General features: G+C 59.9%; 26 protein-coding genes. 13 read left to right on the top strand and 13 right to left on the bottom strand.

Annotated features, from left to right (window positions below):
• Nucleotides 1-4 precede the first annotated feature (4 nt).
• From ACS5Q8_RS25525 to ACS5Q8_RS25535, 3 genes are all read left to right on the top strand, one after another.
• Complete coding sequence (locus ACS5Q8_RS25525) at nucleotides 5-820, top strand: M90 family metallopeptidase (protein WP_276195033.1); 816 nt, start codon at nucleotides 5-7, stop codon at nucleotides 818-820.
• A gap of 107 nt (nucleotides 821-927) precedes the next feature.
• A complete protein-coding gene (gene ppa, locus ACS5Q8_RS25530; protein WP_003237090.1) occupies nucleotides 928-1,455 on the top strand; it encodes an inorganic diphosphatase in 528 nt (175 codons plus the stop codon).
• 214 nt (nucleotides 1,456-1,669) lie between these two features.
• Nucleotides 1,670-2,443, top strand: coding sequence for a LexA family transcriptional regulator (locus tag ACS5Q8_RS25535; RefSeq protein WP_276195034.1), 774 nt, complete (start codon nucleotides 1,670-1,672; stop codon nucleotides 2,441-2,443).
• Between the two features lie 297 nt (nucleotides 2,444-2,740).
• Here ACS5Q8_RS25535 and ACS5Q8_RS25540 read toward each other — a convergent pair whose 3' ends face one another.
• Nucleotides 2,741-2,977 carry a DUF6124 family protein gene (locus ACS5Q8_RS25540; RefSeq protein WP_465159549.1) on the bottom strand — a complete coding sequence of 79 codons (237 nt, stop codon included), beginning with the start codon at nucleotides 2,975-2,977 and terminating at the stop codon, nucleotides 2,741-2,743.
• 448 nt (nucleotides 2,978-3,425) lie between these two features.
• Here ACS5Q8_RS25540 and ycaC point away from each other — a divergent pair, with 448 nt between their 5' ends.
• Nucleotides 3,426-4,058, top strand: coding sequence for an isochorismate family cysteine hydrolase YcaC (ycaC, locus tag ACS5Q8_RS25545; RefSeq protein WP_465159550.1), 633 nt, complete (start codon nucleotides 3,426-3,428; stop codon nucleotides 4,056-4,058).
• Nucleotides 4,059-4,146: 88 nt separating this feature from the next.
• Here the strand turns inward: ycaC and ACS5Q8_RS25550 are convergent, their stop codons facing one another.
• The 8 genes from ACS5Q8_RS25550 to ACS5Q8_RS25585 form a co-directional block, all read right to left on the bottom strand.
• On the bottom strand, nucleotides 4,147-4,866 hold the full coding sequence (locus tag ACS5Q8_RS25550; RefSeq protein ID WP_276195036.1) for a hypothetical protein: 720 nt from the start codon (nucleotides 4,864-4,866) through the stop codon (nucleotides 4,147-4,149).
• A gap of 80 nt (nucleotides 4,867-4,946) precedes the next feature.
• Entirely contained in the window at nucleotides 4,947-6,494 is a 1,548-nt protein-coding gene (locus ACS5Q8_RS25555) for a GTPase (protein WP_443699506.1), read from the bottom strand.
• Nucleotides 6,491-8,200, bottom strand: a complete 1,710-nt coding sequence (locus ACS5Q8_RS25560; protein ID WP_465159551.1) for a GTPase — start codon at nucleotides 8,198-8,200, stop codon at nucleotides 6,491-6,493. The genes ACS5Q8_RS25555 and ACS5Q8_RS25560 overlap by 4 nt, the downstream gene beginning before the upstream one ends.
• 102 nt (nucleotides 8,201-8,302) lie before the next feature.
• Complete coding sequence (locus ACS5Q8_RS25565) at nucleotides 8,303-8,719, bottom strand: hypothetical protein (protein WP_276195039.1); 417 nt, start codon at nucleotides 8,717-8,719, stop codon at nucleotides 8,303-8,305.
• Nucleotides 8,720-8,722: 3 nt separating this feature from the next.
• The gene (locus ACS5Q8_RS25570; RefSeq protein ID WP_426100534.1) at nucleotides 8,723-9,535 is read right to left on the bottom strand and encodes a GTPase; all 813 of its coding nucleotides are present in this window, start codon (nucleotides 9,533-9,535) and stop codon (nucleotides 8,723-8,725) included.
• Between the two features lie 41 nt (nucleotides 9,536-9,576).
• Nucleotides 9,577-10,704 carry a GTPase gene (locus ACS5Q8_RS25575; protein WP_465159552.1) on the bottom strand — a complete coding sequence of 376 codons (1,128 nt, stop codon included), beginning with the start codon at nucleotides 10,702-10,704 and terminating at the stop codon, nucleotides 9,577-9,579.
• A gap of 98 nt (nucleotides 10,705-10,802) precedes the next feature.
• Nucleotides 10,803-11,933 (bottom strand): YcjF family protein, encoded by a 1,131-nt coding sequence (locus tag ACS5Q8_RS25580; RefSeq protein WP_276195043.1) that lies wholly within the window; start codon nucleotides 11,931-11,933, stop codon nucleotides 10,803-10,805.
• 188 nt (nucleotides 11,934-12,121) lie between these two features.
• Nucleotides 12,122-12,379, bottom strand: coding sequence for a hypothetical protein (locus ACS5Q8_RS25585; RefSeq protein WP_276195044.1), 258 nt, complete (start codon nucleotides 12,377-12,379; stop codon nucleotides 12,122-12,124).
• 119 nt (nucleotides 12,380-12,498) lie between these two features.
• On the opposite strand from ACS5Q8_RS25585, the gene ACS5Q8_RS25590 reads away from it, so the two are divergent.
• The 9 genes from ACS5Q8_RS25590 to ACS5Q8_RS25630 all read left to right on the top strand — a co-directional run bounded on the left by ACS5Q8_RS25590 (nucleotide 12,499) and on the right by ACS5Q8_RS25630 (nucleotide 21,472).
• Nucleotides 12,499-13,371: a BrxR family helix-turn-helix transcriptional regulator gene (locus ACS5Q8_RS25590; protein ID WP_443696708.1), complete on the top strand. Its 873-nt coding sequence runs from the start codon at nucleotides 12,499-12,501 to the stop codon at nucleotides 13,369-13,371.
• Nucleotides 13,372-13,451: 80 nt separating this feature from the next.
• Complete coding sequence (locus tag ACS5Q8_RS25595; RefSeq protein ID WP_465159553.1) at nucleotides 13,452-14,096, top strand: NAD(P)H-dependent oxidoreductase; 645 nt, start codon at nucleotides 13,452-13,454, stop codon at nucleotides 14,094-14,096.
• Nucleotides 14,035-14,406 carry a MerR family transcriptional regulator gene (locus tag ACS5Q8_RS25600; RefSeq protein ID WP_276195046.1) on the top strand — a complete coding sequence of 124 codons (372 nt, stop codon included), beginning with the start codon at nucleotides 14,035-14,037 and terminating at the stop codon, nucleotides 14,404-14,406. The genes ACS5Q8_RS25595 and ACS5Q8_RS25600 overlap by 62 nt, the downstream gene beginning before the upstream one ends.
• 120 nt (nucleotides 14,407-14,526) lie before the next feature.
• Entirely contained in the window at nucleotides 14,527-15,495 is a 969-nt protein-coding gene (locus tag ACS5Q8_RS25605; RefSeq protein ID WP_276195047.1) for a Rossmann-fold NAD(P)-binding domain-containing protein, read from the top strand.
• 57 nt (nucleotides 15,496-15,552) lie between these two features.
• A complete protein-coding gene (locus tag ACS5Q8_RS25610; protein ID WP_443696711.1) occupies nucleotides 15,553-16,164 on the top strand; it encodes a helix-turn-helix transcriptional regulator in 612 nt (203 codons plus the stop codon).
• Nucleotides 16,165-16,306: 142 nt separating this feature from the next.
• A complete protein-coding gene (locus ACS5Q8_RS25615; protein WP_003176346.1) occupies nucleotides 16,307-16,549 on the top strand; it encodes an exodeoxyribonuclease VII small subunit in 243 nt (80 codons plus the stop codon).
• Nucleotides 16,546-17,433, top strand: coding sequence for a (2E,6E)-farnesyl diphosphate synthase (ispA, locus tag ACS5Q8_RS25620; RefSeq protein WP_276195049.1), 888 nt, complete (start codon nucleotides 16,546-16,548; stop codon nucleotides 17,431-17,433). The genes ACS5Q8_RS25615 and ispA overlap by 4 nt, the downstream gene beginning before the upstream one ends.
• Nucleotides 17,434-17,543: 110 nt before the next feature.
• Nucleotides 17,544-19,439, top strand: coding sequence for a 1-deoxy-D-xylulose-5-phosphate synthase (dxs, locus tag ACS5Q8_RS25625; protein ID WP_443699089.1), 1,896 nt, complete (start codon nucleotides 17,544-17,546; stop codon nucleotides 19,437-19,439).
• 140 nt (nucleotides 19,440-19,579) lie between these two features.
• Nucleotides 19,580-21,472, top strand: coding sequence for a TonB-dependent receptor domain-containing protein (locus tag ACS5Q8_RS25630; RefSeq protein WP_465159554.1), 1,893 nt, complete (start codon nucleotides 19,580-19,582; stop codon nucleotides 21,470-21,472).
• A 36-nt stretch (nucleotides 21,473-21,508) separates the two neighbouring features.
• On the opposite strand, the gene ACS5Q8_RS25635 is transcribed toward ACS5Q8_RS25630, so the two are convergent.
• The 4 genes from ACS5Q8_RS25635 to thiL form a co-directional block, all read right to left on the bottom strand.
• Nucleotides 21,509-22,309, bottom strand: a complete 801-nt coding sequence (locus tag ACS5Q8_RS25635; RefSeq protein WP_465159555.1) for a cobalamin-binding protein — start codon at nucleotides 22,307-22,309, stop codon at nucleotides 21,509-21,511.
• Nucleotides 22,306-22,725 (bottom strand): MFS transporter, encoded by a 420-nt coding sequence (locus tag ACS5Q8_RS25640; protein ID WP_276195053.1) that lies wholly within the window; start codon nucleotides 22,723-22,725, stop codon nucleotides 22,306-22,308. The genes ACS5Q8_RS25635 and ACS5Q8_RS25640 overlap by 4 nt, the downstream gene beginning before the upstream one ends.
• A complete protein-coding gene (gene ribA, locus ACS5Q8_RS25645; protein ID WP_276195054.1) occupies nucleotides 22,722-23,339 on the bottom strand; it encodes a GTP cyclohydrolase II in 618 nt (205 codons plus the stop codon). Before ribA ends, ACS5Q8_RS25640 begins: the two co-directional genes overlap by 4 nt.
• 142 nt (nucleotides 23,340-23,481) lie before the next feature.
• The gene (gene thiL, locus ACS5Q8_RS25650; RefSeq protein WP_465159556.1) at nucleotides 23,482-24,447 is read right to left on the bottom strand and encodes a thiamine-phosphate kinase; all 966 of its coding nucleotides are present in this window, start codon (nucleotides 24,445-24,447) and stop codon (nucleotides 23,482-23,484) included.
• Nucleotides 24,448-24,449 lie beyond the last annotated feature (2 nt).

Consider the following 24,449-nt stretch of genomic DNA (forward strand, 5'->3'; position numbering starts at 1 on the left):
TGCGATGTGGTCCCTCAGCGCCTGGCGTCGCCGGCGCCTGCTGGCCAAGCACCCGATTGCCGATGACACCTGGCAGCGGGTGCGCGAGCACCTGACCTTCCTCGACGGCATCAGCGCCGAGCAAGACCAGTGGCTGCGCGAAGCCTGCGTGGTGTTTCTCGCCGAAAAACACCTCACCGCCCTGCCCGGCGTCGAGCTGCACCAGGAACAACGCCTGCTGCTCGCCGCCCAGGCACAACTGCCCCTGATGAACCTCGGCGACCTCGATTGGTATCAGGGCTTCCACGAGATCGTGCTGTACCCCGACGACTTCCTCAGCCCGCAACGCCATCGCGATGCCAGCGGCGTCGAGCACGAGTGGGACGGCGAGCACAGCGGCGAAGCCTGGCAACAAGGCCCGGTGATCCTCGCCTGGCCCGGCGTGCTGGCCAGCGGCAATTGGGAAGGCTACAACCTGGTGATCCACGAGCTGGCGCACAAGCTCGACATGCTCAACGGCGACGCCAACGGCCTGCCGCCCCTGCACCACGACATGCGTGTGCAAGAGTGGGCCAGCGTGATGCAAGGCGCCTACGACGAGCTTAATCGCCAGTTGGACGCCAACCCCGACGCCGAAACCGCCATCGACCCCTACGCCGCCGAAAACCCGGCGGAATTTTTCGCCGTCACCAGCGAATATTTTTTCAGCGCGCCCGATTTACTGATCAACAGTTATCCACAGGTGTACGCGCAACTGAGCCGCTTTTACCGCCAGGACCCTCTAGCCCGCCTCACCCAGCTGCAAGCGCACGACCCACGTTATCAGCCACAAGGCGAATGACTGTACGACGTCTGGTGAATGGCATCGGCGTCAGAATATGCCTATAATCGCCGCCACTTTTAGGCCAATCCGGCCATGTCCATGGCCAACTACGGGGGCAACGCCCAATGAGCTACAGCAAGATTCCGGCTGGCAAAGACCTGCCGAACGACATCTACGTCGCCATCGAGATTCCGGCCAACCACGCGCCGATCAAATACGAAATCGACAAAGACAGCGACTGCCTGTTCGTTGACCGGTTCATGGCCACCCCGATGTTCTACCCGGCCAACTACGGTTTCATCCCCAACACCCTGGCTGACGACGGCGACCCCCTCGACGTGCTGGTCGTAACCCCTTACCCGGTTACCCCAGGCTCGGTTATCCGCGCGCGTCCAGTCGGCATCCTGAACATGACCGACGACGGCGGCGGCGATGCCAAAGTCATCGCAGTCCCCCACGACAAGCTGTCCCAGCTGTACGTGGACGTGAAGGAATACACCGACCTGCCGCCACTGCTGCTGGAACAGATCAAGCACTTCTTCGAGAACTACAAAGACCTCGAAAAAGGCAAATGGGTGAAGATCGAAGGTTGGGGCAACGCAGACGCCGCCCGCGCCGAGATCATGAAGTCGGTCGCAGCCTACAAAGGCTGATACCTGCTCCTCATTGCTGCGACAATCAAAAAAGCCCCGATCATTCGGGGCTTTTTTTGTCGGAAAAACTAAACATCAAGTTCAACACTTAACACTCTATGTTGAACTAACAAGCAACAAAGAAAGATCAGGCTACAACTAAGCAAAAACCTACACCGGCAATTGAACGCATGGTTTATTTGATCTATTTTCCCGGCCAGTAAACTCTGCGTTTATGAATACATCAGGTGATCGCTTAAAAGCGTTATTACGGGAAGTTCATCTTTCCGCTTCCGACTTCGCCAAGAACCGCGGTGTCACGCCTCAACACGTGAACAACTGGTTCAAACGCGGCGTCCCCATGGGCCGACTCAACGAAATCGCAGAACTGCTGTGCGTCTCCAGCCGCTGGCTGCACGCCGGCGTAGGCCCTAAACACCCACCGGCCAACTTCCTGTTGGAAGGTCACGATGCAAGGAAAGCATTGCCCACCCGCGAAGAAAGCGGCAAATACCTCACAGGCCCCGTCCGTCACCCGGAAACCATCGACGTGGAGATCACCCTCCATCCGTCCTTCACCTCAACCGAACACATCCGCCTCTCGCGTCACACCCTCGACACCTTAAACGTAAACCCCGACCGCGCCCTCGGCGCCTACATGGTCGACAACAGCATGATCGACATCATCCAACAAGGCGCCACCCTCGCCATCGACCGCGGCCGCACCCAAATCGTCGACGGCGAAATCTACGCCGTCGAACACGACGACATGCTGCGCATCAAATACCTCTACAACCGCCCCGGCGGCGGCCTGCGCATGCGCAGCCACAACGCCGGCGAACACCCCGACGAATACCTGACCTTCGATCAACGCTTCGAACAGAACTTCCAGATCGTCGGCTGGGTATTCTGGTGGTCCACCCTCAACAACCGCCGCCCACCCGTGCCACTGGATGAACACCTACTGGGCTGGGAAGGCTCTAAATCCGATCCGGAGGTGGGCAACTGAGGGGAATGTGGGTATCATGCGCCGCACATTTGGCAGGGGTTGGTTTTAGGCCATTCACCCTGCCAGGCGATGCGGAAAACTCCCGCGGATGCCCCGACTATTCAGCCAGACGCGATGTTGGCTGAGCGATTTGAAGGCTGCTGAGGTTTGTCAAAAACAAGCTGAGGCAGTCCCCGAGAAGCCGGCCACAAGCCGGCTTTTTAATGCCTGCAGTCATCGAAATCCAAATACCCAACGCCAACCAAACATTCAGCCAATAGCGGGCCGCATATCGCCCTGCCCGCCTCTCAAGTCGCGTCACCTAGGCTGCAAACACTCCACCGCCCGATCCGCCACCAGCTTCGCCATCTCCACCAAATGCATCACCGCCCTCTGCGGCGCGGCCAGCGGCTCCCCGAGCACCTGCGATGTCGCCACCGCACATTGCAGCAACTCAGCCACACGCACCCAGGCATCCTCGAAGCTCAGTTCTTCATTGACAGTAAAGGGGTTGGCCGCAGGCGATGACGGTGAATCCGAAACAACGTTATCCATAGCAAAACTCCAATCGATAGTTTGGAGCTGCCACTCCCCGCGACTAAACGAAAGGCGGCAGCTGTACGCAGGTTAGTCGACCGGTCGATTGGAACCCGGCGCACCCGAAGGTGCCCTGCGTACAGCCACCATAAGAGGCAGGCGAAGGGGGGCCTGACTCATGAGTTGCTCATACGCCAATCGAATTCGGGCGACTAAACCCGATCACTGAATTTGCAGTGACGGACCGCAGCCTAGTCACGGAATTTCGCTGGCGCAAGCGGCTGGGATTCTCTAGGAAACGTCCTGCAAATGAAAGGGATCGATACTGCTGGCCGTTCAACCAATTGTCTCTTTTAAGTTGACAGTAAGACGCCTACCAGCCGATTTATCCCCCACGTCCCACCCATTAATCTGTGCCCATGTTGAACGCAACGCCCAACCCACTTAAACAAAAAAGGATTCAACCATGAGCACGCCAACCTACAACCGCTTGAACAAAGACGACGCCGTAGTCCTGCTGGTCGACCACCAGACTGGCCTGATCTCCCTGGTGCAGGACTTTTCGCCCAACGAGTTCAAGAACAACGTGCTGGCCCTGGCGGATCTGGCCAAGTTCTTCAACCTGCCGACGATCCTCACCACCAGCTTCGAGCAAGGCCCGAACGGCCCGCTGGTGCCGGAGTTGAAGGAGATGTTCCCGGACGCGCCGTACATCGCCCGTCCTGGTCAGATCAACGCGTGGGACAACGAAGACCTCGTCAAGGCGATCAAGGCCACCGGGCGTAAGCAGATCATCATTGCCGGTGTGGTGACGGATGTGTGCGTGGCGTTCCCGACGTTGTCGGCGCTGGCGGAGGGGTTTGAGGTGTTTGTGGTGACGGATGCGTCGGGCACGTTCAATACCACGGTGCAGCAGGCGGCGTGGAGCCGGATGACGCAGGCCGGTGCGCAGTTGATGAACTGGTTTTCGGTGGCGTGTGAGTTGCATCGCGACTGGCGCAACGATATCGAAGGCCTGGGCAATCTGTTGTCCCAGCGTATTCCGAACTATCGCAACTTGATGAATGATTATGCGGCGCTGACGGCGCAGCAGAAGTAAGAGAACCGCCGTCAACGATAGGCCTGCTTGAAAAAGCAGGCTTGCTTCGTTAAATACCGCTATGGACGTTGCGGCGCCCGCGCTTTACTCAGTAGAAATAGTTGGACTCCGCTTTTTTATCGAGCCCCACCAAAACACTCTGAGCAATTCGGCAGGCCGTCGGCGCGGCGTTGGGCCCCCAGTGCTGGCAGTAGTAACGACCTTCGTTGACTGATTTACCTTCCTCGGTGAAGACTTCGATCACCGCATTCCAGAGTGACACCCGTGGGGCGTCGCTGGTGGGGTCGAGGCACAGCAGGTGGGTGATTTGTAATTCATCATCATCGTTTGCCTGGTAGCCCTGATAGCCGATAACCAGCAGCCAATGCCCCGCCAGGCCACCGTCCCAATCGACACCAACGATCGGGATTTTGCGGTTGTCGACGGCATCGGCAATATTGCGGATGGTCGTTTGTCGTCGCGGAGCCGCATCCAGCACTTCGGTCACAACCCCGGCGCGCTTGAACACGTCGACCAGCCAGCTCACATCGAAATCGTCGGTGCCTTCCGACACCAGAGCGCCGAAGGCCAGCAGGCTTTCGCGAAAGCGACCCAGTCGAGTTCGGCCATCATAGGTGTCGAGTGATTGAGCCTGCTCGCGAGACATGACGCCCAGCGCGATCAAGGTCATCGCCACGCAATAGGGTCCACAGGCGCCATCCATTTCGCCTTGGCGCAAATGCACATAATCATGTGCCTGGGGGTGGGCACAGGTCACCGGGCCGTTGGGGGATACCGACAACCACGGGCTTACAAACATTCGATTCATACAGTGTCATTCCTTTGCAAAAAAAGCAGCCGCCCTGTATGGGCGGCGTCACGATGAAAAGGCTGATTCAACTCAGGCGTTCAAGCTGGGAACTCCAGCGCCTGCAATGTGCGCGTCAGTTCACGCCAGTCGCTGCAGTCTTTTTCACGTTGGCTGGCGGCGCCTTGCAAGGCGGTACGGCTCTCTTCGTAAGGTGTTCTCTGCTCGCGGAAGAGTTGGTCAATCAACTCACAGACGCTTTGGACCAAGGCGCTCTCCACCTCGGCGCTTGTTTCTTCAATCCACTGTATCCGTTGAAGGGCACGGCTGTGGTTGCGCTCGTTCTCCTTGTCTTCGCTGCGAGCGGCCATAAAAATTTCTGCAATGGCGAATACCAGTTGAACCACCGGCGCTGCACGCCCCGCCCATTTCTGCAAGGTCGAGAGCCAACGGCCTTTCAACATCGGTATCTTCAGTTTGCGGCCCAGTACCAGCAACGAGGTCAGGTGATCCTGGTTGATGCCCTTGAGCTGAGCGAAGATCGGTCCGGACAACTTGTCCAGCAGTTCGCTTTCTTCGATGTTCGAATACAGCTTGGGGTCGATCCCGGCGCCCGATAGCAACTCGTTGATTTGCGCCTTGCGCATGCTCTGCAACTCGCCTTCCAGCCATTGCTGCAGTTTCTCGGCAATGCCCTGCGCCTGAACCTCCAATGCACGGGTCAACGACGCGGGATCGGTACACTGATCGAGCGCGGCCTCGATGGCCGGCCGTGCCGCGAGAATCTCACGGCGCACCAAATGCCTGGCGCTGTTTTTCAGCTGTTGCTGCTGACGAGCCATATGCTCCAACTGAGCATCGATCGCGCCTAACTGCTGGGCGTGTGGTGTTTCGCCGTCGATGCAGTTGGCCACTGGCGCCAGCAATGCCCTTTCGATAATTCCGAAGGTTTGCTTGAGCAGTTGTTGCTCACTGTCGAAATGCTGCAGCCATTGTTTGAATCGAACGATGAAGGCTTCAAAACCCGAGTGCTCAAGCAGTTTCGCCTTGCCCTCGAGGCGTCCACGACTTGCCGTTCTGATATTCATCAATATCACGGGCAACTGTTGAACCAGGCGCTCATCGATAGCATTTTTGCGCGCATGGTTGAGCAGTGTCAGAGAGAAGCTGGACTGGATGCGATCGATAGCGGCAGGGTCGCTGTCTTCATAGTTCAGCACGACGAACAGCGGGCGACGCTGGGCAATCAAGGCAAAAATACGCTCGATTATGTTTTGCGCGTCCTGATCTTCCTGGCGCAACACGAACAGAATCAGGTTGGCCCGTTTCAACTGCTCTGTGCTGACTTCTTCGTGTGCAATGGGTGCATTGATGCCCGGAGTATCGAGCAAGACATGCCCATCCCAATCGTAGCGATGTACCGCATCGGTGGTTGGAATATCGCCAACCACAGCGCGCTCTTCACCCAGCAAAGTATTGATCAACGTACTTTTGCCGGCGTTGTAGGCACCGAACAACATCACGTGTACTTTGCGTTCATCAATCTGTTCGACTAATTGTTCGATACGCTGGGACGCATCTGGCAGGTAGCGCGAAGCAATGCCACAGGCGCTGGCGAGTAGGGTTTTGTAGTGTTCAAAAGGGTTCATCGCGCAATACGCTCCTTCAACTGCTTCAGGTCCTGTTCGCTGGTCGCGATGATGTCGAACAGGCGCATGGCCTCGACTTCCACCAGGTTGATCGACTCGATGCAGGTGTCTACCGCCACGTTAACGGCCTTGGGCAAGCGAGCACGCAGGTCGCTCTCAAGCTTGGCATGCAGGCGTGCATAACTGACGCCGACGACTTGCCGGACCATCTCCGTTTCAACCATGTACTTGCCAACGGCGCCGCCGATCATCCCACCCAGCAGGCCACCGGCAAGGGCACCGAGCGGGCCGCCAAATGCGGTGCCGATTGCGGTTCCGATAGCACTTGCGCTCGCCGCCGCCGCCGCTTGTTTGCCTCGGCCGGTCACCCGTTCAATGTCAACGCCAAGGTCCTCGAAGCTGCCGATGTCATCACTGGACATATCGACCAGCGCACCCTTGAGCTCATTGACATAGTCTTTCAACTCCCGCGTCAGGTGATGTTCGATCGTGGCCTGGCACAGCGCGTTAACATCCTGGGTCAGCGCCTTAACATCCTGCGTAGCCTTGTGGGCCTCCAGCAGGTCGCCCAGTTTGAGCAGCACATCGGCGAGCACCGCTGAGGCGATCTGATCGTTACGCACCTTGAGGCCATGAACCGCAGCGCGCGTCGCATTGCGCAGTTCATCCAACTGGGGGAGCACCGTGCTGCGCAAACTGTGCAGTACGTTGTTCTCCAGATGGCTGATCATCAACTGCGTCGCCTTGCCTTCTTTGTAGGTTCGAGCCTCTTGCGCAGTCAGCTGCAATTGCTGGAACAGGCGCTCGAAACCTGCGGCGTCCAAGGCATCCGCCTGCGATGCGTGCACGCGGGCAAAACGCACGGAAACAGCGACAACCGGCTTAAGCAGTGCCGCGTCGAGGTGGGATTTGGTGAGCTGCTCGCCAGCCCTTTTATGCACATCCTCTTCTTGCATCTTGCGGTTTGCCGCAGTCTTGTTGCGCAGCACCTTGACCAGTTCGTCCTGACCCGGCACCTCGTCCTCGTCGAAGAAGTCGCTTTTGGTGATGATGGGCAGCAGTGGCTTGTTACGCTTGAGTTCACCTTCGAGTTCAGCCAACTCCTGCACCTGCCCGGGCGCCGTGGAGCTGCTCAACCACAGCACCGCATCGGCGCTGTCGGTGTAGCGTTTGGTCAGTTCGCCATTGACCCCCGTCACCGACAACAGGCCGGGCGTATCGATGAGAATCAACTTCTGACCCAGGCGAATGCCCTGGATCTGCGACGTGGTTTCCGTCTCGCCTTCGGCGAACGGCTCATCACGGTCGACAATCGAATCGTTCGCCAGATGAAAGTACTGAACGGCTTCGCCCTGAGCGGCAAAGCGCTCGGCGATGAAGTTACAGAACGAACTCTTGCCGGCATTGACCTTGCCGAACACCAGAATCACAGCTTTGTCGCCAAAGGTTTCGGCAAGCTGGGCAGACGGCTGATTGCGCGCCCATGACTTACCCCAATCGTTAATGCACACCTGCACCACTTCGCGCACACCTTGCGCTTGGCGTGCGAGGTGGCCATCGCGGTTCAGCTTGCCCAGCGATGGCTGAACGCTCAGCGCGCGCGTCAATGCAGCCTGCCAATCGCGTAATTCACTTTCTTCGGCTTCCACGCGCTGGGTCAGGTATTCAAACCCTTTGAGCGCGTCGATAAATGCTTTTTCCTGCATACACAATCCTGTGCCTGTTAACGCCACTCGAAGTCGCGAACAGAGAGTCCAAAAAGGGGCGGTGCGAGCGCAAATACGCGTCACACCGGTATCAAGAGGCAGTCAGCCAATCGGCAAACTGTCAAGGAAGGTCTTGGCTTGGCTGCGCTGTGCAATCTGCTGCTCCAATGCGCTGACTTGCGCATCGATGGCGCGCATGGAGGCGGTGCGCTGGAAGGCTTTTTTCAGCGTCTCGCTGGGGTATCTATCCGGCTGACTGATCATCGACTTAATCAATGCCGCAAACTGCACGGCCGTCACTTCAATGCCTTTGCTCTGAAGGAAAGCCTTGAGCTGACGCTCCGCCGCGTCGGTGTTGGCTTGAAGTTTTACTTTGTGCGCTTTTTCAGCCGCTTCACGTTCATAGTCGCGGGAAGGCCCCGAAGAAGAGGAAGAGGACGAAGACGAAGACGAACTGCTGGACACCGCAGCAGCGACGGCAGCGATTGCAGCACCGGCCAACAAAAATAGTGGAAGCATTGCTCAGGTCCCTTTGAGTTGTTGATGGAGTTTGCTGTGCAGTTGCCTGTAGTCATCCATAAACCCAGTCAATTGCGCTTGCTGAGTGGATTGCCGATGTTCAAGCTGCGCCTGCAGGTTGCTCAGGCCCTGGTCGATGAGGCCACCGAGGGTTTCTCCCAGCGCCGACACTTCATCGAGACGGGTTTGCGACACATCGTCCAATGCCGTTTGCAAAGCCTGGCGCAACGCTTTGACGCCACTCTTCTTCACCTTCAACGCACTACCGCTTTGTAAGCCCTGAAGGTAACGATGGGCAGAGACGGGGATGATCGACAGCGTTGGCGCCTGTTTTCTGATGCTCGCCTGAACATTGGCCAGGGCCTGTTCTTCGACTTGCTCGATCTGGGTCAGTACGATCAAGGTTTGACGCCCACTGTCTGACGCGTCCCGTTGCAACGCATCAATCATCTCGCTTTCGCTTTGGTCGAACTCGCCCTCTCGAACGCAATGCACGAACAGCCGAATATCCGATTGCTGCCATGCGCCATTCATCGCCTCGCGGTCGTCTTCGCGCGCCACGTCAGCATCCAACCCCGGTGTGTCCAACCACCTCACGCCTTCATGCTCGAAGTAGCTCAATACAGTTGTTTCACGAGCATCGGACACGGCGAACTGCTCGCGCTCCACGAGGGCGTTGAGCAAGGAGCTCTTGCCATGGTTGTATTTGCCGATCACCGACACAACCGGCAACCGTGCTTCAGCCAACAGGTACTGCAAGCGGCTTATTTCGGCCACCTGATCCGGCAGCACCGCATAAATCGTATCGAACCCCATGGTTACTGCTCTCCCTTAAATAGCGCTGATGCAGTCCGTGCTTAGAAAATGCCGAACAGTTTGGGGCGAATGAAGACGCGTCCCGTTAGATGGCTGGCGAAGAAGTTGTCGTCCTCGGCATATTTGATGAAAAGCTGATCGAGTGCTGTGTGGACGCGGCCAAAACCTTCATCCAGCCATTCGATCATGGTCGACTTCAGGGTCAGGATGATCTTTGCCGCTTCGTAGAGCGCGCCCACCTTGCGCAGGAGGCTATCGGACTCGAACCCGTCTTCGATCTCTTTGAAACGGCTCTCCATCTCGCCCTGGAAGTCATCAAACACACGGGTTACTGCGTTTTCCAGCTCATCGCTGGTCTCCCAGTCCCCCACGAAACCAAAGGATGAGAGGTAGTCATCGAAACCTTTCAGATCGGAAAACACTTCATCGAAATCGGGCAACTCGATTTCCGTATCCAGATCGAGGTCCGCGATTCTAAAAATGCTGAGGTCGGCCTGTTCTATCTTGGCAACCACCGTATTGCGCATTTCGCGAAGTACACCCTTGAAGTTCAAGCAGCTCATCGCTGCCAGACGCTTGCTGAGAAAGGCGTGCGACTGTTCCAGGTAGAGCGAAAGCACTTCATCGCGGCCAAAGGCTTGCGTCGACTGGCCACCGCGCCTGCGTACCGATACCGAACACAGCGGCGTCACCGATACACCCGGGCATAGGTGGTGAATTTCTCGCTGGAGGGCCTCGACCTTATCGCCCGCAACGTCGGCATTGGTCAGGATGACTTGCAGGGGAATCCTGGCATCCTGCCCGAGCCGTTTGATCAGGTTCACATCCACCGGTTCCAGGCGTGCCGAGCTGGCGTTGATCACATAAAAGGCGCCATGAATCCAGGTTTCCGGCTCCATCGGGCGGGCGCGACGTTGCTGCATGAAACTGTCGAACTGTTTGAGCCATCGCTCATAGTTGTCAGCTTCCAGGCCAACGCTGTCGAACACATTCAACAGGTGCCCCTGATGCTCGAAGGTGTGCGACTGGAAGTTTTTCTCCCAGGAGGTGACGGGCTTGCCGCTGCCCGTCTCAAACAAACCCGCCTGGTCGAAAAGATAGTTGCAGAAGCTGCTTTTGCCGACGCCGCTTTTACCCAGCACGATGATGTTGATCGCAAACTGATCCATGTCTCTCTAAACCCTGAACCGCGGAAAGGGGATGAAGACCTGCACAGAAACAGCGTGATCTGTCTCTCGCCACGGCCTTCAAAGTGCGACAAGTGGCTTCAAGCTTTTTGATTGCCCCATTTTCCCAGCGCAATCTTGAACGCCTGCATGAACTGCTCGTTAGAAAAGAGGCGGGCCCAGTCCGGCGACTTGCCTGTCTTAAGGTAGCCGTCCACGGCTCGTTCATAGACCTCGACCAGGGCCAAGCCAAGCGCTCCGGTGATAGCCCCGGCGACAGCGGCGTTAATGATCTGCCCAAGCACGGGGATCATCTTGGTCAGGCTGGCTGCCAACTGGCGCCCCACCAGGCTGAGGATCTGGCCCTTGAGCATGCTGACGGCCATTTCACCCATCGAGCCAAACCCGTAGAGCTTGGCCAGGGATGCGGCCATCGCCATCTGCTGAGGCACAATGAGTAACGCGTCCGACATCGGCACCGGGTTAAGCCCGGCGCTGGCGGCGGTGGTGGCGCTGTAGGTCATGATGATCGTCATCGCTTCGCTGCGTTTGGCCGGTAGCGAGGCGATCTGGGCAGCCACAAAGGACTGGCGCAACGCATCGTCCTTGAGCGATGCGCTCGACCAGGCGATCAACTTTTCAAGGTCCAGTTTCAGCTCTGGGTCATGGTTGGGGTTATTTGCACAGGTCTCAAAAACCTCACAATGAACACCATGCTCGCGCAGGACTTTGCGAAACGCCTGGGAAGTCTCACCGCGACCTTCGTCGTCGACGGGCTCGGCATCGCACTGGGTGAGTACCACAGCCACCGGGATATCCAGTTCGCCGGTAATGAGTCGCAAGTTTTCCAGGTCAAAATCGGTAACGCGGTGGTTGGCCACGCTCAGGCAGTACCAAATGAGATGGATGTGCTCATCCAGCACTTTGGATTTGCGCTGAATGATCTCGGGAATGATTTTTTCCCGAAAATTGCCTGCCGAAGGCCCGCCTTCAGTCACCTCGTAACCTTCGGTATCAAAGATGACCAGAGGGATGTTGGCATCTTCGTACCGATGACAACCCCGAGTGACAGGCTGCCCGGTACCGACCTCGGCAATCGTTTTGCCGAAGATATAATTGATCAGGCTGCTCTTTCCAACACCGGTGCCGCCGACAATCATCAGGTTCGGGCGTTTGACCGCAGCCATTTCCTTATCGAACTGCTCTTCCAATTGAGCTTCCATACTTGCCATCGTTCTTTTCTCCGTCACTGCGCGACGCTCGCAAACGTGCGCGCTAAAAAAGGTTTTCGCCCTGGATCCAAAATTCTTAAGCCTCAATCGCATTTTGCCACTATCCGTGTCAAGCGTAGGCTCCTACGGGTATCGGGGTTCAAGACGCCTGCTCTCGTCTGAATATCAATGAGCAAGACATCCCGCCCCTACTCTCCTTGCGCAATCACCCCCTGCAAAATCCCCACCTTCCTCTGCAACTGCTTGATATGCGCCTTCTCAGCGCGCAGCGCAGAACGCAGCTCCCGGTTCTCAGCCTCCCAGATCCGCCCCCAGCGTGCGTCTCTGCGGCAGTTAAGCGCCATTTTCCAGAGTTCACGCAGCCGCAAGTATTGCAGCAGGAGGACCAGCAAGATGCTCCCCAGCACTACCAGCGCCCCTGTCGACACTGCTTCTGCCATAGTCATGTGTACTTCCTTGGGTGTGTTCGATTTGTTTAAACGACAGCCACACGATATGTAGTGATAGACGACAGGTCTAGAATGTAGACTTATACAGGTAAAGTATTCGCGCACATGGAGAGGGTATGAAACGCAAGCAATCCGTCGAACAGGTTCGCTGGGACCTGGCACTTCGCTATCGTTTGATCGAAACCGTTGTCTGGTGGGAGGGCCGGCTGACCACGGGCCACTTGATCCAGAGCTTTGGTATCAGCCGTCAGCAGGCCTCCAAAGACATCAATACGTACATCACCGAACATGCGCCTAAAAACCTTACATATGACAAAAAAATAAAAGGTTATGTGCCAAGCAAAACGTTCAAGCCGCTGTTCATCGACGACAGCGCGAGCGCCTATTTGCACCTGCTTTATCAAAACCACGAACGCGCGCCCCACATTGATGGCTTGGCGTTGGCCTACGCGCATACCAAGGTTCTGGATGTTCCGGATCGGCCCATCCGCCCGGAAATTCTGCGCCCTCTGTTGAAGGCTTGCCGCGATGGCCTGCGCCTGGAGACCGAGTATGTGTCGCTGAATTCGCCCCAGGTCGATATCCGCCTGATCGCACCACACACCCTGGTCTACACCGGCATGCGCTGGCACGTGCGCGCGTACTGTGAGAAGAATCGAGAGTACCGGGACTTTGTGTTGAGCCGGCTGCGGGGCGAGCCTGGTTTGCTGGACGTATCAGAGAACACCCAGGCGCTGGACGATGACTGGAACACCGAAACACCCGTGATCATCGCGCCCGACGGGCGTTTGAGCGCGGCACAAAAGGCGATCATCGAAACCGACTTTGGCATGGTTGACGGCCAGCTCGTTGTGCCCAGCCGCAGGGCGCTGGTGAAGTATGTCCTGCAGCGTTATCAGATTGATGCACGCAACCTGGACCCGAACCCTGAAGCACAACAGATTGTGGTGACGAACCTCAAGGACTTGAGACCGTGGCTCTATGACTAACGGATGCTGCAGCGCCGCCGCTTGACTCTCCCCTATACGGCAGCCCCTACTCTGCAAGCCCCTTTTCAGGACTCGCCCCCATGGCTCAGCGCATTCTGGTCATCCTCGGTCACCCCTGCGGCTCCAGCTTCTGTTCGGCGCTGGCAGACACCTACATCCAATCGGCAACAAACGCTGACCATGAAGTACGCGTCCTACGGCTGGGCGCGCTGGCTTTCGACCCTGTCCTGCATAACGGCTACAACGACATTCAAGCCCTGGAGCCGGATTTACTCGGCGCCCGGGAAGATATCCTTTGGGCCACCCATTTGGCGTTTGTCTTCCCGATTTGGTGGGGCGGTATTCCGGCCTTGATGAAGGGCTTCATCGACAGAGTTTTCCTACCCGGCTTTGCCTTCAAGTACCGTGCAGGCAAGGCATTTCCTGACAAACTGCTGCATGGCCGAACCGCGCACTTACTGGTGACCATGGACACGCCGCCGTGGTATTACCGCTGGTTCTACCGCATGCCGGGCATCCATCAGATGCGCAAGACGACGCTGAAGTTTTGCGGCATCACGGTGACCAAGACCTTGTTGCTCGGCCCGGTGCTGGGCTCCACGTCCGCGCAGCGCAATCGCTGGCTGACGCGGGCCGGCGGATTATTTGAAAAAGGGCGTTTTCATGTTCATCGGCAAAGCCGCGCAACTGTCGGGCACGACCATCAAGGCGATTCGTCACTATGAGGCGATCGGCCTGCTGCCCACCCCGCAGAGAGAGGGGCGCTATCGGGTCTATTCGACGCAGAGTGTCGAGCGGCTGATGGTGATCAAATGTGCTCAGCAGTTGGGTTTCAAGCTCAAGGAGCTGCAGGCCATTTTGCAGGGGCACCAGGGCGACGCGCTGCCTTGGGAGCGCGCGAGCCAGGCGATTGCTCGCAAGCAAGAGGAGCTGGCGCGGCAAATGACGGCACTGCAGAAGATGCAGGCGGGGCTGGCCGAGTTTGACGCAATGCTTAAACACTCAAACGATAATTACACAGAAAATACAAATTAGACAAAAAATATAAATCAGGCTAGTGTCGCGCTTTCGCCCCGCTGATCGTCAGGAACGCGCCATGGCCACACCCTCGGATTTCAATCTCAAAACCTGCTTTTCCACGTGGGAGCGTGCCTGATGAGCGCGGCACCACTGGCGGTTTACGGGCTCAGTGCGTTACGCGCCACGCTATCGCGCCAAGACATGCTGTACGCGGTGGAACAGGCATTGATCAGCCACGCCGACGGCCGCATCGTGGCCCCGCCGCCGGGGGTGTTACTGTTTGAAAACCCGCCGGGGGACTGTCATATCAAGTCCGGCTATGCGAAAGACGGTTCGGTGTTTGTGGTCAAGCTGGCCATGGGCTTTTACGAGAATCCTTCCCGCGGCCTGGAGACCAATAATGGCCTGGTATTGGTGTTCGATTCTCACACCGGCAAGACCCGCGCCGTCCTCAATGACGAAGGCTGGCTGACCAGTTGCCGCACTGCCGCCGCCGGCGCCCTGGCTGCGCGGGCCGGGGCACCTCGGCGGGTGAGCGCGTTAGGGATAATCGGCAGCGGGCATCAGGCGCAACTGCAGGCACGCTGGACCTGCGAACTGCTGGGAATCGAACGTGTAGTGATCTGGGCGCGCGCCCCTGACAAGGCACAACATCTCGCCAGGACGCTGACTCAAGAGGGGCTCAAGGCCCAAGCAGCCGACAACGTTGAGGCTGTTTTCGCACAGTGCAATCTGGTGATTACCTGCACGCCGTCGACCCAGGCAATCGTGCCGGCCGCCGTGGTCCGTAAAGGCACGCATATTGTCGCCCTGGGTGCAGACAGCCCTGGCAAACAGGAACTGGACCCGCTACTGCTGCAACGGGCACGCGTGCTCATGACGGATGACCGCAGCCAATGCGTCGACCATGGCGAAATGAGCCACGCAGTACGGGCCCATTTGATCAGCGACCACGCCGACGTTTCCCTCGGCCATGTGCTGGCCGGCAAGGCGTGCGGACGTTTCAGCGACGACGACCTGACCATTGCCGACTTGACCGGCCTGGCCGCTCAGGACATCGCACTGGCCACCCTCGCGGTGCAGCGCATGCAGGCCGTGAACTGACAACTGTTCGGACGCCTGCGTACAATCACCGTTCCTTTCCCTGTGCCCGGTTAACCCATGGTCGATATCGCGTTCATCAAGGCAACCGCCGACGGCATCGCCGCCCTGCTCTATCCGGACCTGGAAGCCGTGGTACACGACCTGAGCAGCGGGCGCATTGCCCACATCGCCAATGGATTTTCCCGACGTAAGGTCGGGGATGAATCGCTGATCACCGATTTGGCTGAGTTGGATGCCGGACCCGACGTAGTCGGGCCGTATGAAAAGACCGGCCTCAACAGCCGTCAGTTGCGTTCAATCTCCCTCGTCGCCCGCGCGGCAAACGGGGAGCCCAACGCCTTGCTGTGCCTGAACTTCGATGTAACCGCACTGGCCCACGTGCAAAAACTGCTCAGCGGCTTTGCCGTAGGCCAGCAGTCCCAAGTGCGCCCAGAATCGCTGTTCAGTGGCGATTGGCGGGAAAAACTCAATGAGATCATCGAAACCCTCGCCGCCGCGAATCATTTGAAACCCGCCGATTTCGGTCGAGGGGAAATCATCCAGGTGCTGGTACAGGCACGGGAGCACGGCTTGCTGGACGTGCGTAATTTTGTCGAATACGTCGGCGATTACTTCAAGATTTCCCGGGCCAGTGTGTATAACTATTTGCGTGCCGCTGCGGCGCAGTGATAGGCGAGCGCACAATCGGCTCACCCCTGTTGCACAGCCTACAGCAGGCGATGACCGGGTCGTCTGCCCCCCCCGCTCATTTGCCCCCATCCCCCATGTCTGCTAGTGTCGCGCCGGTTTACCGTCTACCGGAATAGCCGCCATGGCCCGCAAAAAAGTTGCACTCGATTTCGAACAATCCCTCGCCGACCTGCAAACCCTGGTCGAGCGTCTGGAGAACGGCGAGTTGTCGCTGGAAGACTCGCTGACCGCGTTTGAGCAAGGCATCGGCCTGACCCGTGACTGCCAGAGCGCGTTGGCGCAGGCGGAGCAGAAGGTCCAGGTGTTGCTGGAACGCGACGGGGAGTTGGCCGAAGAACCTTTCGATGCGGAACAGCCGGAATGATCGACGCGTATCAGGCCAGTAGCCAAGCCCGGGTCAATGCGGCGCTGGAGCCCTTGTTTGTTGCGCCAAGCCCCGAAATCAAACGTCTCTATGAGGCCATGCGCTACAGCGTAATGAATGGCGGCAAGCGTGTGCGCCCGTTGCTGGCGTATGCGGCGTGCGAAGCCCTCGGCGCGCCCGCCGAACAAGCCAATGGCGCGGCCTGTGCGGTGGAGTTGATTCACGCCTATTCGCTGGTGCATGACGATTTGCCGGCGATGGACGACGATGACCTGCGTCGCGGTCAGCCGACCACCCATAAAGCCTTTGACGAAGCCTGCGCGATTCTCGCTGGCGATGGCCTGCAAAGCCTGGCGTTCAGCGCGCTGCTGGACCCGAGCTTGAGCAGCGTGAACGCCGAGATCCGCTTGCGCATGGTCACTGCCCTGGCGGTGGCCGCAGGCCCCGCCGGTATGGTTGGCGGGCAGGCCATCGATCTTGGTTCGGTGGGCCAGAAGCTCGATCAACCGGCACTCGAACACATGCACCGGCACAAGACCGGCGCCCTGATCGAAGCCGCCGTCCACTTGGGCGCCCTGGCCAGTGGTCGTGCCGACGCCGCGCAATTGGCGGCCTTGCAGGTCTACTCCCGGGCCATCGGCCTGGCGTTCCAGGTGCAGGACGACATTCTCGACGTAGAAAGTGACACCGCCACCCTGGGCAAACGCCAGGGTGCCGATATCGCACGGGACAAACCGACTTATCCTGCGCTGCTCGGGCTGGATGCCGCCAAGGCCTACGCCCTGGAACTGCGCGACCAGGCCCTGGCCGCCCTGCGACCTTTCGACGCGGCGGCCGAGCCCCTGCGTGACCTGGCGCGGTACATCGTCGAACGTCGCTACTGATAACAGCGGCCATTACGGCCGCATATCAGTCAAGTTCGGCGCTCCGCGTGGGCAGTTTGCGATGCTTGAGGTAAACTGCCGCCTCTTCTATACCTATAACGATTCGCCTGATGCCCACGACGTTTCAAGAGATTCCCCGCAAACGCCCGTCCACGCCCCTGCTCGACCGTGCTGCCACGCCGGACGGCCTGCGGCGTCTGGGTGAAACCGAGCTGGTAACCCTGGCCGATGAATTGCGCCTGGAATTGCTCTACACGGTCGGCCAGACCGGTGGGCATTTCGGTGCCGGCCTGGGCGTCATCGAGCTGACCATCGCGCTGCACTACGTGTTCGACACCCCGGACGACCGGCTGGTGTGGGACGTGGGCCATCAGGCGTATCCGCATAAAATCCTCACCGGCCGTCGCGAGCGCATGAGCACCCTGCGCCAGAAGGACGGCATCGCTGCCTTCCCGCGCCGCTCCGAGAGCGAGTACGACACCTTTGGCGTCGGCCACTCCAGCACCTCCATCAGTGCCGCACTGGGCATGGCGATTGCTTCGCGCCTGCAAAACAGTGATCGCAAGGCGATTGCGGTGATCGGTGACGGCGCGCTGACCGCCGGCATGGCTTTCGAAGCGCTGAACCATGCGCCAGAAGTGGACGCCAACATGCTGGTGATCCTCAACGACAACGACATGTCGATCTCGCGCAATGTCGGCGGGCTGTCCAACTACCTGGCGAAGATCCTGTCCAGCCGGACCTACGCCAGCATGCGCGAAGGCAGTAAGAAAGTGCTGTCGCGCCTGCCCGGCGCGTGGGAAATCGCCCGCCGCACCGAAGAATATGCCAAGGGCATGCTGGTGCCCGGCACGCTGTTCGAAGAGCTGGGCTGGAACTACATCGGCCCCATCGACGGCCACGACCTGCCGACCCTGATCGCCACGCTGCGCAACATGCGTGACCTCAAAGGCCCGCAGTTCCTGCACATCGTCACCAAAAAAGGTAAAGGCTTCGCGCCGGCGGAAGTCGACCCGATCGGTTACCACGCGATCACCAAGCTCGACCCCCTGGACGCCCCCGCCGCGCCGAAAAAGGCCAGCGGGCCGAAGTATTCCGGGGTGTTCGGCGAGTGGCTGTGCGACATGGCCGCCGCCGACCCGCGCCTGGTGGGGATTACCCCGGCGATGAAGGAAGGTTCCGACCTGGTGGCATTCAGCGAGCGTTTCCCGCTGCGCTACTTCGACGTCGCCATCGCCGAGCAACACGCGGTGACGTTCGCCGCCGGCATGGCCTGCGAAGGCGCCAAGCCGGTGGTGGCGATCTACTCCACCTTCCTGCAGCGCGCTTACGACCAACTGGTGCATGACGTCGCGGTGCAGAACCTCGACGTGCTGTTCGCCATCGACCGCGCCGGCCTGGTGGGCGAAGATGGCCCGACCCACGCCGGCAGCTTCGACCTGTCCTACCTGCGCTGCATCCCCGGCATGCTGGTGATGACGCCGAGCGACGAAAACGAACTGCGCAAGATGCTCAGCACCGGCTACCTGTACAACGGCCCGGCCGCCGTGCGTTACCCACGTGGCAACGGCCCGAATGCAGTGATCGAAAAAGACCTGGCACCGATCGAAATCGGCAAAGGCATCGTGCGACGCCAAGGCAGCAAGACCGCCTTCCTGGTGTTCGGCGTGCAACTGGCCGAAGCCCTGAAAGTGGCCGAGAACATCGACGCCACCGTGGTCGACATGCGCTTCGTTAAACCCTTGGATGAAGCCCTGGTGCGCGAGATCGCCGCGAGCCATCAATTGCTGGTGACGGTCGAAGAAAACGCCATCATGGGCGGTGCCGGTGCGGCGGTCAGCGAGTTCCTGGCACGCGAGAACATCCTCAAGTCGGTGCTGCACCTGGGCTTGCCGGACATGTACGTCGAACACGCCAAGCCGGCGCAGATGTTGGCCGAGTGCGGCCTGGATGAAGCCGGGATCGAGGCTTCGGTACGCAAACGTATGGCGCTGCTGGGCCTGTAGAAACCGGATCAAAATGTGGGAGGGGGCTTGCCCCCGATGGCGGCAGTTCAGTCATAGATAAGGTGACTGACCCACCGCTATCGGGGGCAAGCCCCCTCCCACATTGGTTTTGTGCCAACTTTCAAAGCTGCGGACAGCCCATGAATCATCTTCGCCTTGCCCTGCCCTTGCTGCTTCTGCCAGCCCACGACCTGCTCGCCGACTCCCGCGACGACGCGCTCAAACTCCCCGACGTGGTCATCAGCGCCAACCGCCAGGTCCAGGCGCGCAACGACAGCAGCGCCGCCAACACCGTCTTCACCCGCGACGACATCGACCGCCTGCAACCCACCAGCCTGACCGACCTGCTCAGCCGCGTGCCCGGCGTGCAAGTGGCGCCCACCGGCGGCCGTGGCAGTTTGCCGGGCATCTATATACGCGGCACCAAGTCCGCGCAAAGCCTGGTGCTGGTGGACGGCCAGCGCATCGCCAATACCACCTCCGGCGACAGCGGCCTGCAGTACCTCAACGTCGATCAGATCGAGCGGGTCGAAGTGCTGCGCGGCTCGCGCTCGGTGATCTACGGCAGCGATGCGATTGGCGGGGTGATCCAGGTGTTTACCCGGCGCAACGCCGAACAGGGCCTGCAGCCGCGCCTGAAACTGGGCTTCGGCAGCCACCAGAGCTGGGAACGCAGCCTCGGGCTGTCCGGCGGCGACGAACACACACGCTTCAACCTGGGCGCGAGCCTGGATGAAACCGCCGGCATCAATTCGACACGCACCTCGTTTCCCAGCGATGGCGACCATGATGCCTACCGCAACCAGTCCGTCAGCCTTAACCTCAGCCACAGCTTCAGTGACGAGCTCGAAGCCGGTTTCAATCTGTTGGACAGCCGCGGCAAGTCGGAGTACGACAACAGTTTCGGCCGCTATGACGTCGCCACCAAGCAGACCGTCGGCCAGAAACCCTACACCGACTACGCCGTGAGCAGCGCCAGCGGCTATCTCGACGCCAGCCTCACCGAGCGCTGGCAATCGCGCCTGGAACTGGGCCACAGCGAGAACCGCGATACCAAGCGCGACACCCTCAGCGATGACTTCAGCGTGTTCAACACCTACCGCGACTCGCTCAACTGGCAGAACGACCTGACGCTGAATGACCGCAACAACCTGATCCTCGGCGGCGACTGGTACGAAGACCGCTTCCACGGTTCCACCACCTTCACCGAAAACAGCCGCTGGAACCGCGCGGCGTTTGTGCAGCATCGTTTCCACAGCGACTGGTTTTCCACCGAACTGGGCCTGCGCCATGACCAGAACCAACAGTTCGGCAGCCAGAACAGCTGGAGCGGCACCCTCACCGTGCCGATCAATCCCGACAACGATGTGCTGCTGAGCTACAGCGAAGGCTTCCGTGCGCCGACCTTCAATGACCTCTATTACCCGGACACGCAGTACAGCAACCCCAATCTTCAGCCCGAGACGTCGAAGAGTTACGAGCTGCAATGGCGCAGCCAACTCGGCGACCACACGCGCCTGGAAGCCTCGCTGTACCGCACCGACTTGAGCGACGCGATCATCCTCGACCGCGACAAACCGCAAAACGTCGCAGCGGCGCGGATCAATGGCTTTGAAGGCGCACTCAAGCACGAGCTGTTTGGCTGGAAGGGCAACCTGGGCGTCTCGTTCATCGACCCGCGCGACCGCGACAGCGGCCACACCCTGGCCCGCCGCGCGCGACGCACCCTAAGCCTGGACCTGGATCGGCAATTCGATCAACTCGGCGTGGGCGCGAGCTGGCAGGCGATCAGCAGCAGCTACGACGACGAAGCCAATCGCAATCGCCTGAGCGGTTATGCCCTGCTCGGGCTGCGCAGCAGTTGGGCGGTGAGTCGGGAGGTGGCGCTGTCGCTGAACGTCGATAACCTGCTGGACAAGACTTACGCACGGGCGCGTTACAGCTACGACGATCCGGCGTTTCTGAATAATCAGGATTACCGGGAAGAAGGCCGGGTATGGAAGGTTGGGGTGACCTGGACGCCGGCGCTCTGATTGGAACGTCGGTTTGCCCTGGCCTCATCGCAGGCCTCAGAGGTTTGGCGCAATCACCTGACACAACCGCGCCAACGCCTCCAACATCTGCCCACTCGGCCGCTCCAGGCCTTTATCCGGCACCAACAGCAATCGCCCCTGCGCCACCGCCGCCACCTGCGGCCAGGCTTTCCAGGCATCCAACTGCGGCTGATCCGCTGCCAGAATCACCTTGGGATTGCGCTGCAACACCGACTCGATGCTGACCTGCGGCGCGGGCAGCGTGAGGTCGTCGAACACATTGCGTGCGCCGCACACACTCAGCGCATCGCTGATGATCTGCTCACCGCCCACGGTGTACAGCGGCGGGCTCCACACTTGGTAAAACACCCGCAAGGGCTCGGCACGCTGATAGCGCTGGCGCAACTCGGCCAGGCGCTGGCGCAACTGCGCAGACAATTGCCGGCCGGCGTCGGCGCGCCCCAGTTGCTCGGCGATGGCCTGGACCTGGCGGGTCAGTTGTTCGAGGTTATGGGGTTCGGCGACATAGACCGGGATATTCAGGCGCTGCAACTGTTCGCGCTGGGCCGGGCCGACACTGCCGGGCCAGAGCAGGATCAAGTCGGGCTTGAGGCTGAGCAAACGCTCGATGTTCAATTGCCCATAGCGACCTACCGACGCCACCTTCGCCAGCGCCACCGGCCGATCGCCGCCGTCGAGCACGCCCACCAGCAGGTCGGCAGCGCCCAGTTCAACCACGATTTCCGACAGCGACGGCGCCAGGCTGACCACCCGCTCGACCGCCAGCGCATGGGCACCGAACGCCAACAGCAGGACCGCCAGCCAGCGAAGCCTCATCCCAACTGACGCGGGATGCGGTAGAGGTAAAACAACACCAGGGTCGACAGCACGAGCAGAAACAACGGCACCGCTTCCAGGCCGACAAACACTGCCAGCGCGCCAATCCAGGCCGGCACGGCTGCAATCAGCAAGGCCATGCGGCGACGGGCGGCAAGGGTGAGCCAGGCTGCCGGCTCCTCGGCGGTATCGAGGGCTTTGGACGTGGCGATCAACGCATGTTTATAGCCATGGAAATACCGCAGACTGAGAAACATCGAGGCCACGCCGGCAATGAAGAACGGCATGGCCAGCACCGGCAACAGCGGCTCGGCCCGACCGAACACCAGGTTGATCACGAACAAAGGCAGCAACGCGAGCGCCAGGTATTGCCACCAATTGAAGGTCAATCGCCTTTTCACCTGGCCTCGGGTCACGCGCGGTCGACCTCGCCCTGATGCTCGTTGCCCATCATGTGGTCGAGCTTGCTGGCTTTGGTGGCCAGGTAGAGTTTGTTGTGCGGGTTATGCCCGGTGTGCAGCGGCACGCGCTCGGCGACGGTGATGCCCATCTCGGTCAAGGCTTTGACCTTGCGCGGGTTGTTGGTCATCAGGCGCAGGGATTTCACGCCCAGGTGCTGCAGCATCGGCAGGCAGATGCCGTAGTCACGCTGGTCAGCGGCAAAGCCCAGGCGCTCGTTGGCTTCGACGGTGTCGGCGCCGCCATCCTGCAACTCGTAGGCGCGGATTTTGTTCAGCAGACCAATGCCACGACCTTCCTGGCGCAAGTACAGCAAGACGCCACGGCCTTCATGGGCGATGGCGCGCATCGCGGCTTCCAGTTGCGAGCCACAGTCGCAGCGCTGGCTGAACAGCGCGTCACCGGTGAGGCACTCGGAGTGGACGCGGCCAAGCACCGGCGCGCCATCGGCGATATCGCCCAGGCTGAGCACAACGTGCTCGCGCCCGTTGGCTTCTTCGAGGAAGCCATGCATGGTGAACGAGGCAAAAGGGGTAGGCAGCTTGGAAGCAGCGACGAAAACGACGGGCACCGTGTGCTCCTGATTTCAGATTTCACAGAGGCACGCATTGTAACAGCACGTTCCTACAGACGCTTAAGCTGAATTATCGCTGATAAAGATCAATCGGTTCGATTGGCCTTCGTCACGGTTCTATGCAAGCCAGAACGCTGGCTCAGAGCGTCTCGCGAAAATGCTGATAGCCGCGAATGGCCGGGGTGATGTCGTGCCCGTTCACGTCGAGCAGTGTCACACCCTGCCCCACCTCGACCCGGCCGATCACATGCACCGGCCAGCCGTCCGCCAGCAACGGCGCGAGTTCGGCCGGCGGCAGGGTGAACACCAACACGTAGTCGTCGCCCCCACTCAAGGCCGCCACCCGCGCCGCGTCATCGCCGACAAACGCGAGCAAGGCCTGGGACAACGGCAGCGTCTGGCGCTCGATAAGCAGGCTGACAGCCGATGCCTTGGCGATATGCCCACAATCGGCCAATAACCCGTCGGAGATATCCATCGCAGACGTCGCCTTGCCCCGAAGGGCCACCCCCAAGGCCAACTGCGGTTGCGGCGACCAGTAATGAGCCAGCAGCGGATCGGCGATGCTGGCATCGGCGCTGCGCTGGCCCAGTACCAACGGCAGGGCGCCCGCCGCGTTGCCCAATTCACCGCCCACGCACAGCAAGTCACCCGGCCGCGCACCGCTGCGGGTCAGCGCCTGGCCGGCCGGTACGCGGCCGAACACGGTCATGGTCAAGCTCAGCGGCCCGCGCGTGGTATCGCCGCCGACCAGGCCCACGCCGCAGTTCTGCGCCATGGCGTTCAAACCCTGGGCATAGCGTTGCAGCCAGTCGGCATCGACGGTGGGGGTGGTGAGGGCCAGGGTAAATGCAACGGGGTGGGCGCCCATGGCGGCCAGATCGCTCACTGCCACGGCCAGCGAGCGCTGGCCGAGCAGGAACGGATCACAGGGGTCGGCGAAATGCACGCCGGCCACTAAGGTATCGGTGGAGATTGCCAACTGCTCCCCGGCGGGGAGCGCCAGCAAGGCGCAGTCATCGCCGATCCCCAGGGCAATGCCCTCGCCGCCCTGCGCACAGGGCGCGGCGGCGAAGTATTTGCGGATCAGCTCAAACTCGCCCATTC

It is taken from the genome of Pseudomonas sp. PAMC25584 (genome assembly GCF_058135675.1).

Excerpts from the sequence above, each read along its gene's own strand:
- ppa (WP_003237090.1), top strand. The coding sequence starts at position 928 with ATGAGCTACAGCAAGATTCCGGCTGGCAAAGACCTGCCGAACGACATC.
- ACS5Q8_RS25535 (WP_276195034.1), top strand. The coding sequence starts at position 1,670 with ATGAATACATCAGGTGATCGCTTAAAAGCGTTATTACGGGAAGTTCAT.
- ACS5Q8_RS25565 (WP_276195039.1), bottom strand. The coding sequence starts at position 8,719 with ATGCTTCCACTATTTTTGTTGGCCGGTGCTGCAATCGCTGCCGTCGCT.
- thiL (WP_465159556.1), bottom strand. The coding sequence starts at position 24,447 with ATGGGCGAGTTTGAGCTGATCCGCAAATACTTCGCCGCCGCGCCCTGT.
- ACS5Q8_RS25595 (WP_465159553.1), top strand. The coding sequence starts at position 13,452 with ATGGCTCAGCGCATTCTGGTCATCCTCGGTCACCCCTGCGGCTCCAGC.
- ACS5Q8_RS25635 (WP_465159555.1), bottom strand. The coding sequence starts at position 22,309 with ATGAGGCTTCGCTGGCTGGCGGTCCTGCTGTTGGCGTTCGGTGCCCAT.
- ACS5Q8_RS25590 (WP_443696708.1), top strand. The coding sequence starts at position 12,499 with ATGAAACGCAAGCAATCCGTCGAACAGGTTCGCTGGGACCTGGCACTT.
- dxs (WP_443699089.1), top strand. The coding sequence starts at position 17,544 with ATGCCCACGACGTTTCAAGAGATTCCCCGCAAACGCCCGTCCACGCCC.
- ACS5Q8_RS25560 (WP_465159551.1), bottom strand. The coding sequence starts at position 8,200 with ATGCAGGAAAAAGCATTTATCGACGCGCTCAAAGGGTTTGAATACCTG.
- ACS5Q8_RS25550 (WP_276195036.1), bottom strand. The coding sequence starts at position 4,866 with ATGAATCGAATGTTTGTAAGCCCGTGGTTGTCGGTATCCCCCAACGGC.
- ACS5Q8_RS25540 (WP_465159549.1), bottom strand. The coding sequence starts at position 2,977 with ATGGATAACGTTGTTTCGGATTCACCGTCATCGCCTGCGGCCAACCCC.
- ACS5Q8_RS25575 (WP_465159552.1), bottom strand. The coding sequence starts at position 10,704 with ATGGATCAGTTTGCGATCAACATCATCGTGCTGGGTAAAAGCGGCGTC.
- ycaC (WP_465159550.1), top strand. The coding sequence starts at position 3,426 with ATGAGCACGCCAACCTACAACCGCTTGAACAAAGACGACGCCGTAGTC.
- ACS5Q8_RS25600 (WP_276195046.1), top strand. The coding sequence starts at position 14,035 with ATGTTCATCGGCAAAGCCGCGCAACTGTCGGGCACGACCATCAAGGCG.
- ACS5Q8_RS25610 (WP_443696711.1), top strand. The coding sequence starts at position 15,553 with ATGGTCGATATCGCGTTCATCAAGGCAACCGCCGACGGCATCGCCGCC.
- ACS5Q8_RS25605 (WP_276195047.1), top strand. The coding sequence starts at position 14,527 with ATGAGCGCGGCACCACTGGCGGTTTACGGGCTCAGTGCGTTACGCGCC.
- ACS5Q8_RS25525 (WP_276195033.1), top strand. The coding sequence starts at position 5 with ATGTGGTCCCTCAGCGCCTGGCGTCGCCGGCGCCTGCTGGCCAAGCAC.
- ACS5Q8_RS25570 (WP_426100534.1), bottom strand. The coding sequence starts at position 9,535 with ATGGGGTTCGATACGATTTATGCGGTGCTGCCGGATCAGGTGGCCGAA.
- ACS5Q8_RS25580 (WP_276195043.1), bottom strand. The coding sequence starts at position 11,933 with ATGGCAAGTATGGAAGCTCAATTGGAAGAGCAGTTCGATAAGGAAATG.
- ACS5Q8_RS25555 (WP_443699506.1), bottom strand. The coding sequence starts at position 6,494 with ATGAACCCTTTTGAACACTACAAAACCCTACTCGCCAGCGCCTGTGGC.
- ACS5Q8_RS25615 (WP_003176346.1), top strand. The coding sequence starts at position 16,307 with ATGGCCCGCAAAAAAGTTGCACTCGATTTCGAACAATCCCTCGCCGAC.
- ispA (WP_276195049.1), top strand. The coding sequence starts at position 16,546 with ATGATCGACGCGTATCAGGCCAGTAGCCAAGCCCGGGTCAATGCGGCG.
- ACS5Q8_RS25585 (WP_276195044.1), bottom strand. The coding sequence starts at position 12,379 with ATGACTATGGCAGAAGCAGTGTCGACAGGGGCGCTGGTAGTGCTGGGG.
- ACS5Q8_RS25630 (WP_465159554.1), top strand. The coding sequence starts at position 19,580 with ATGAATCATCTTCGCCTTGCCCTGCCCTTGCTGCTTCTGCCAGCCCAC.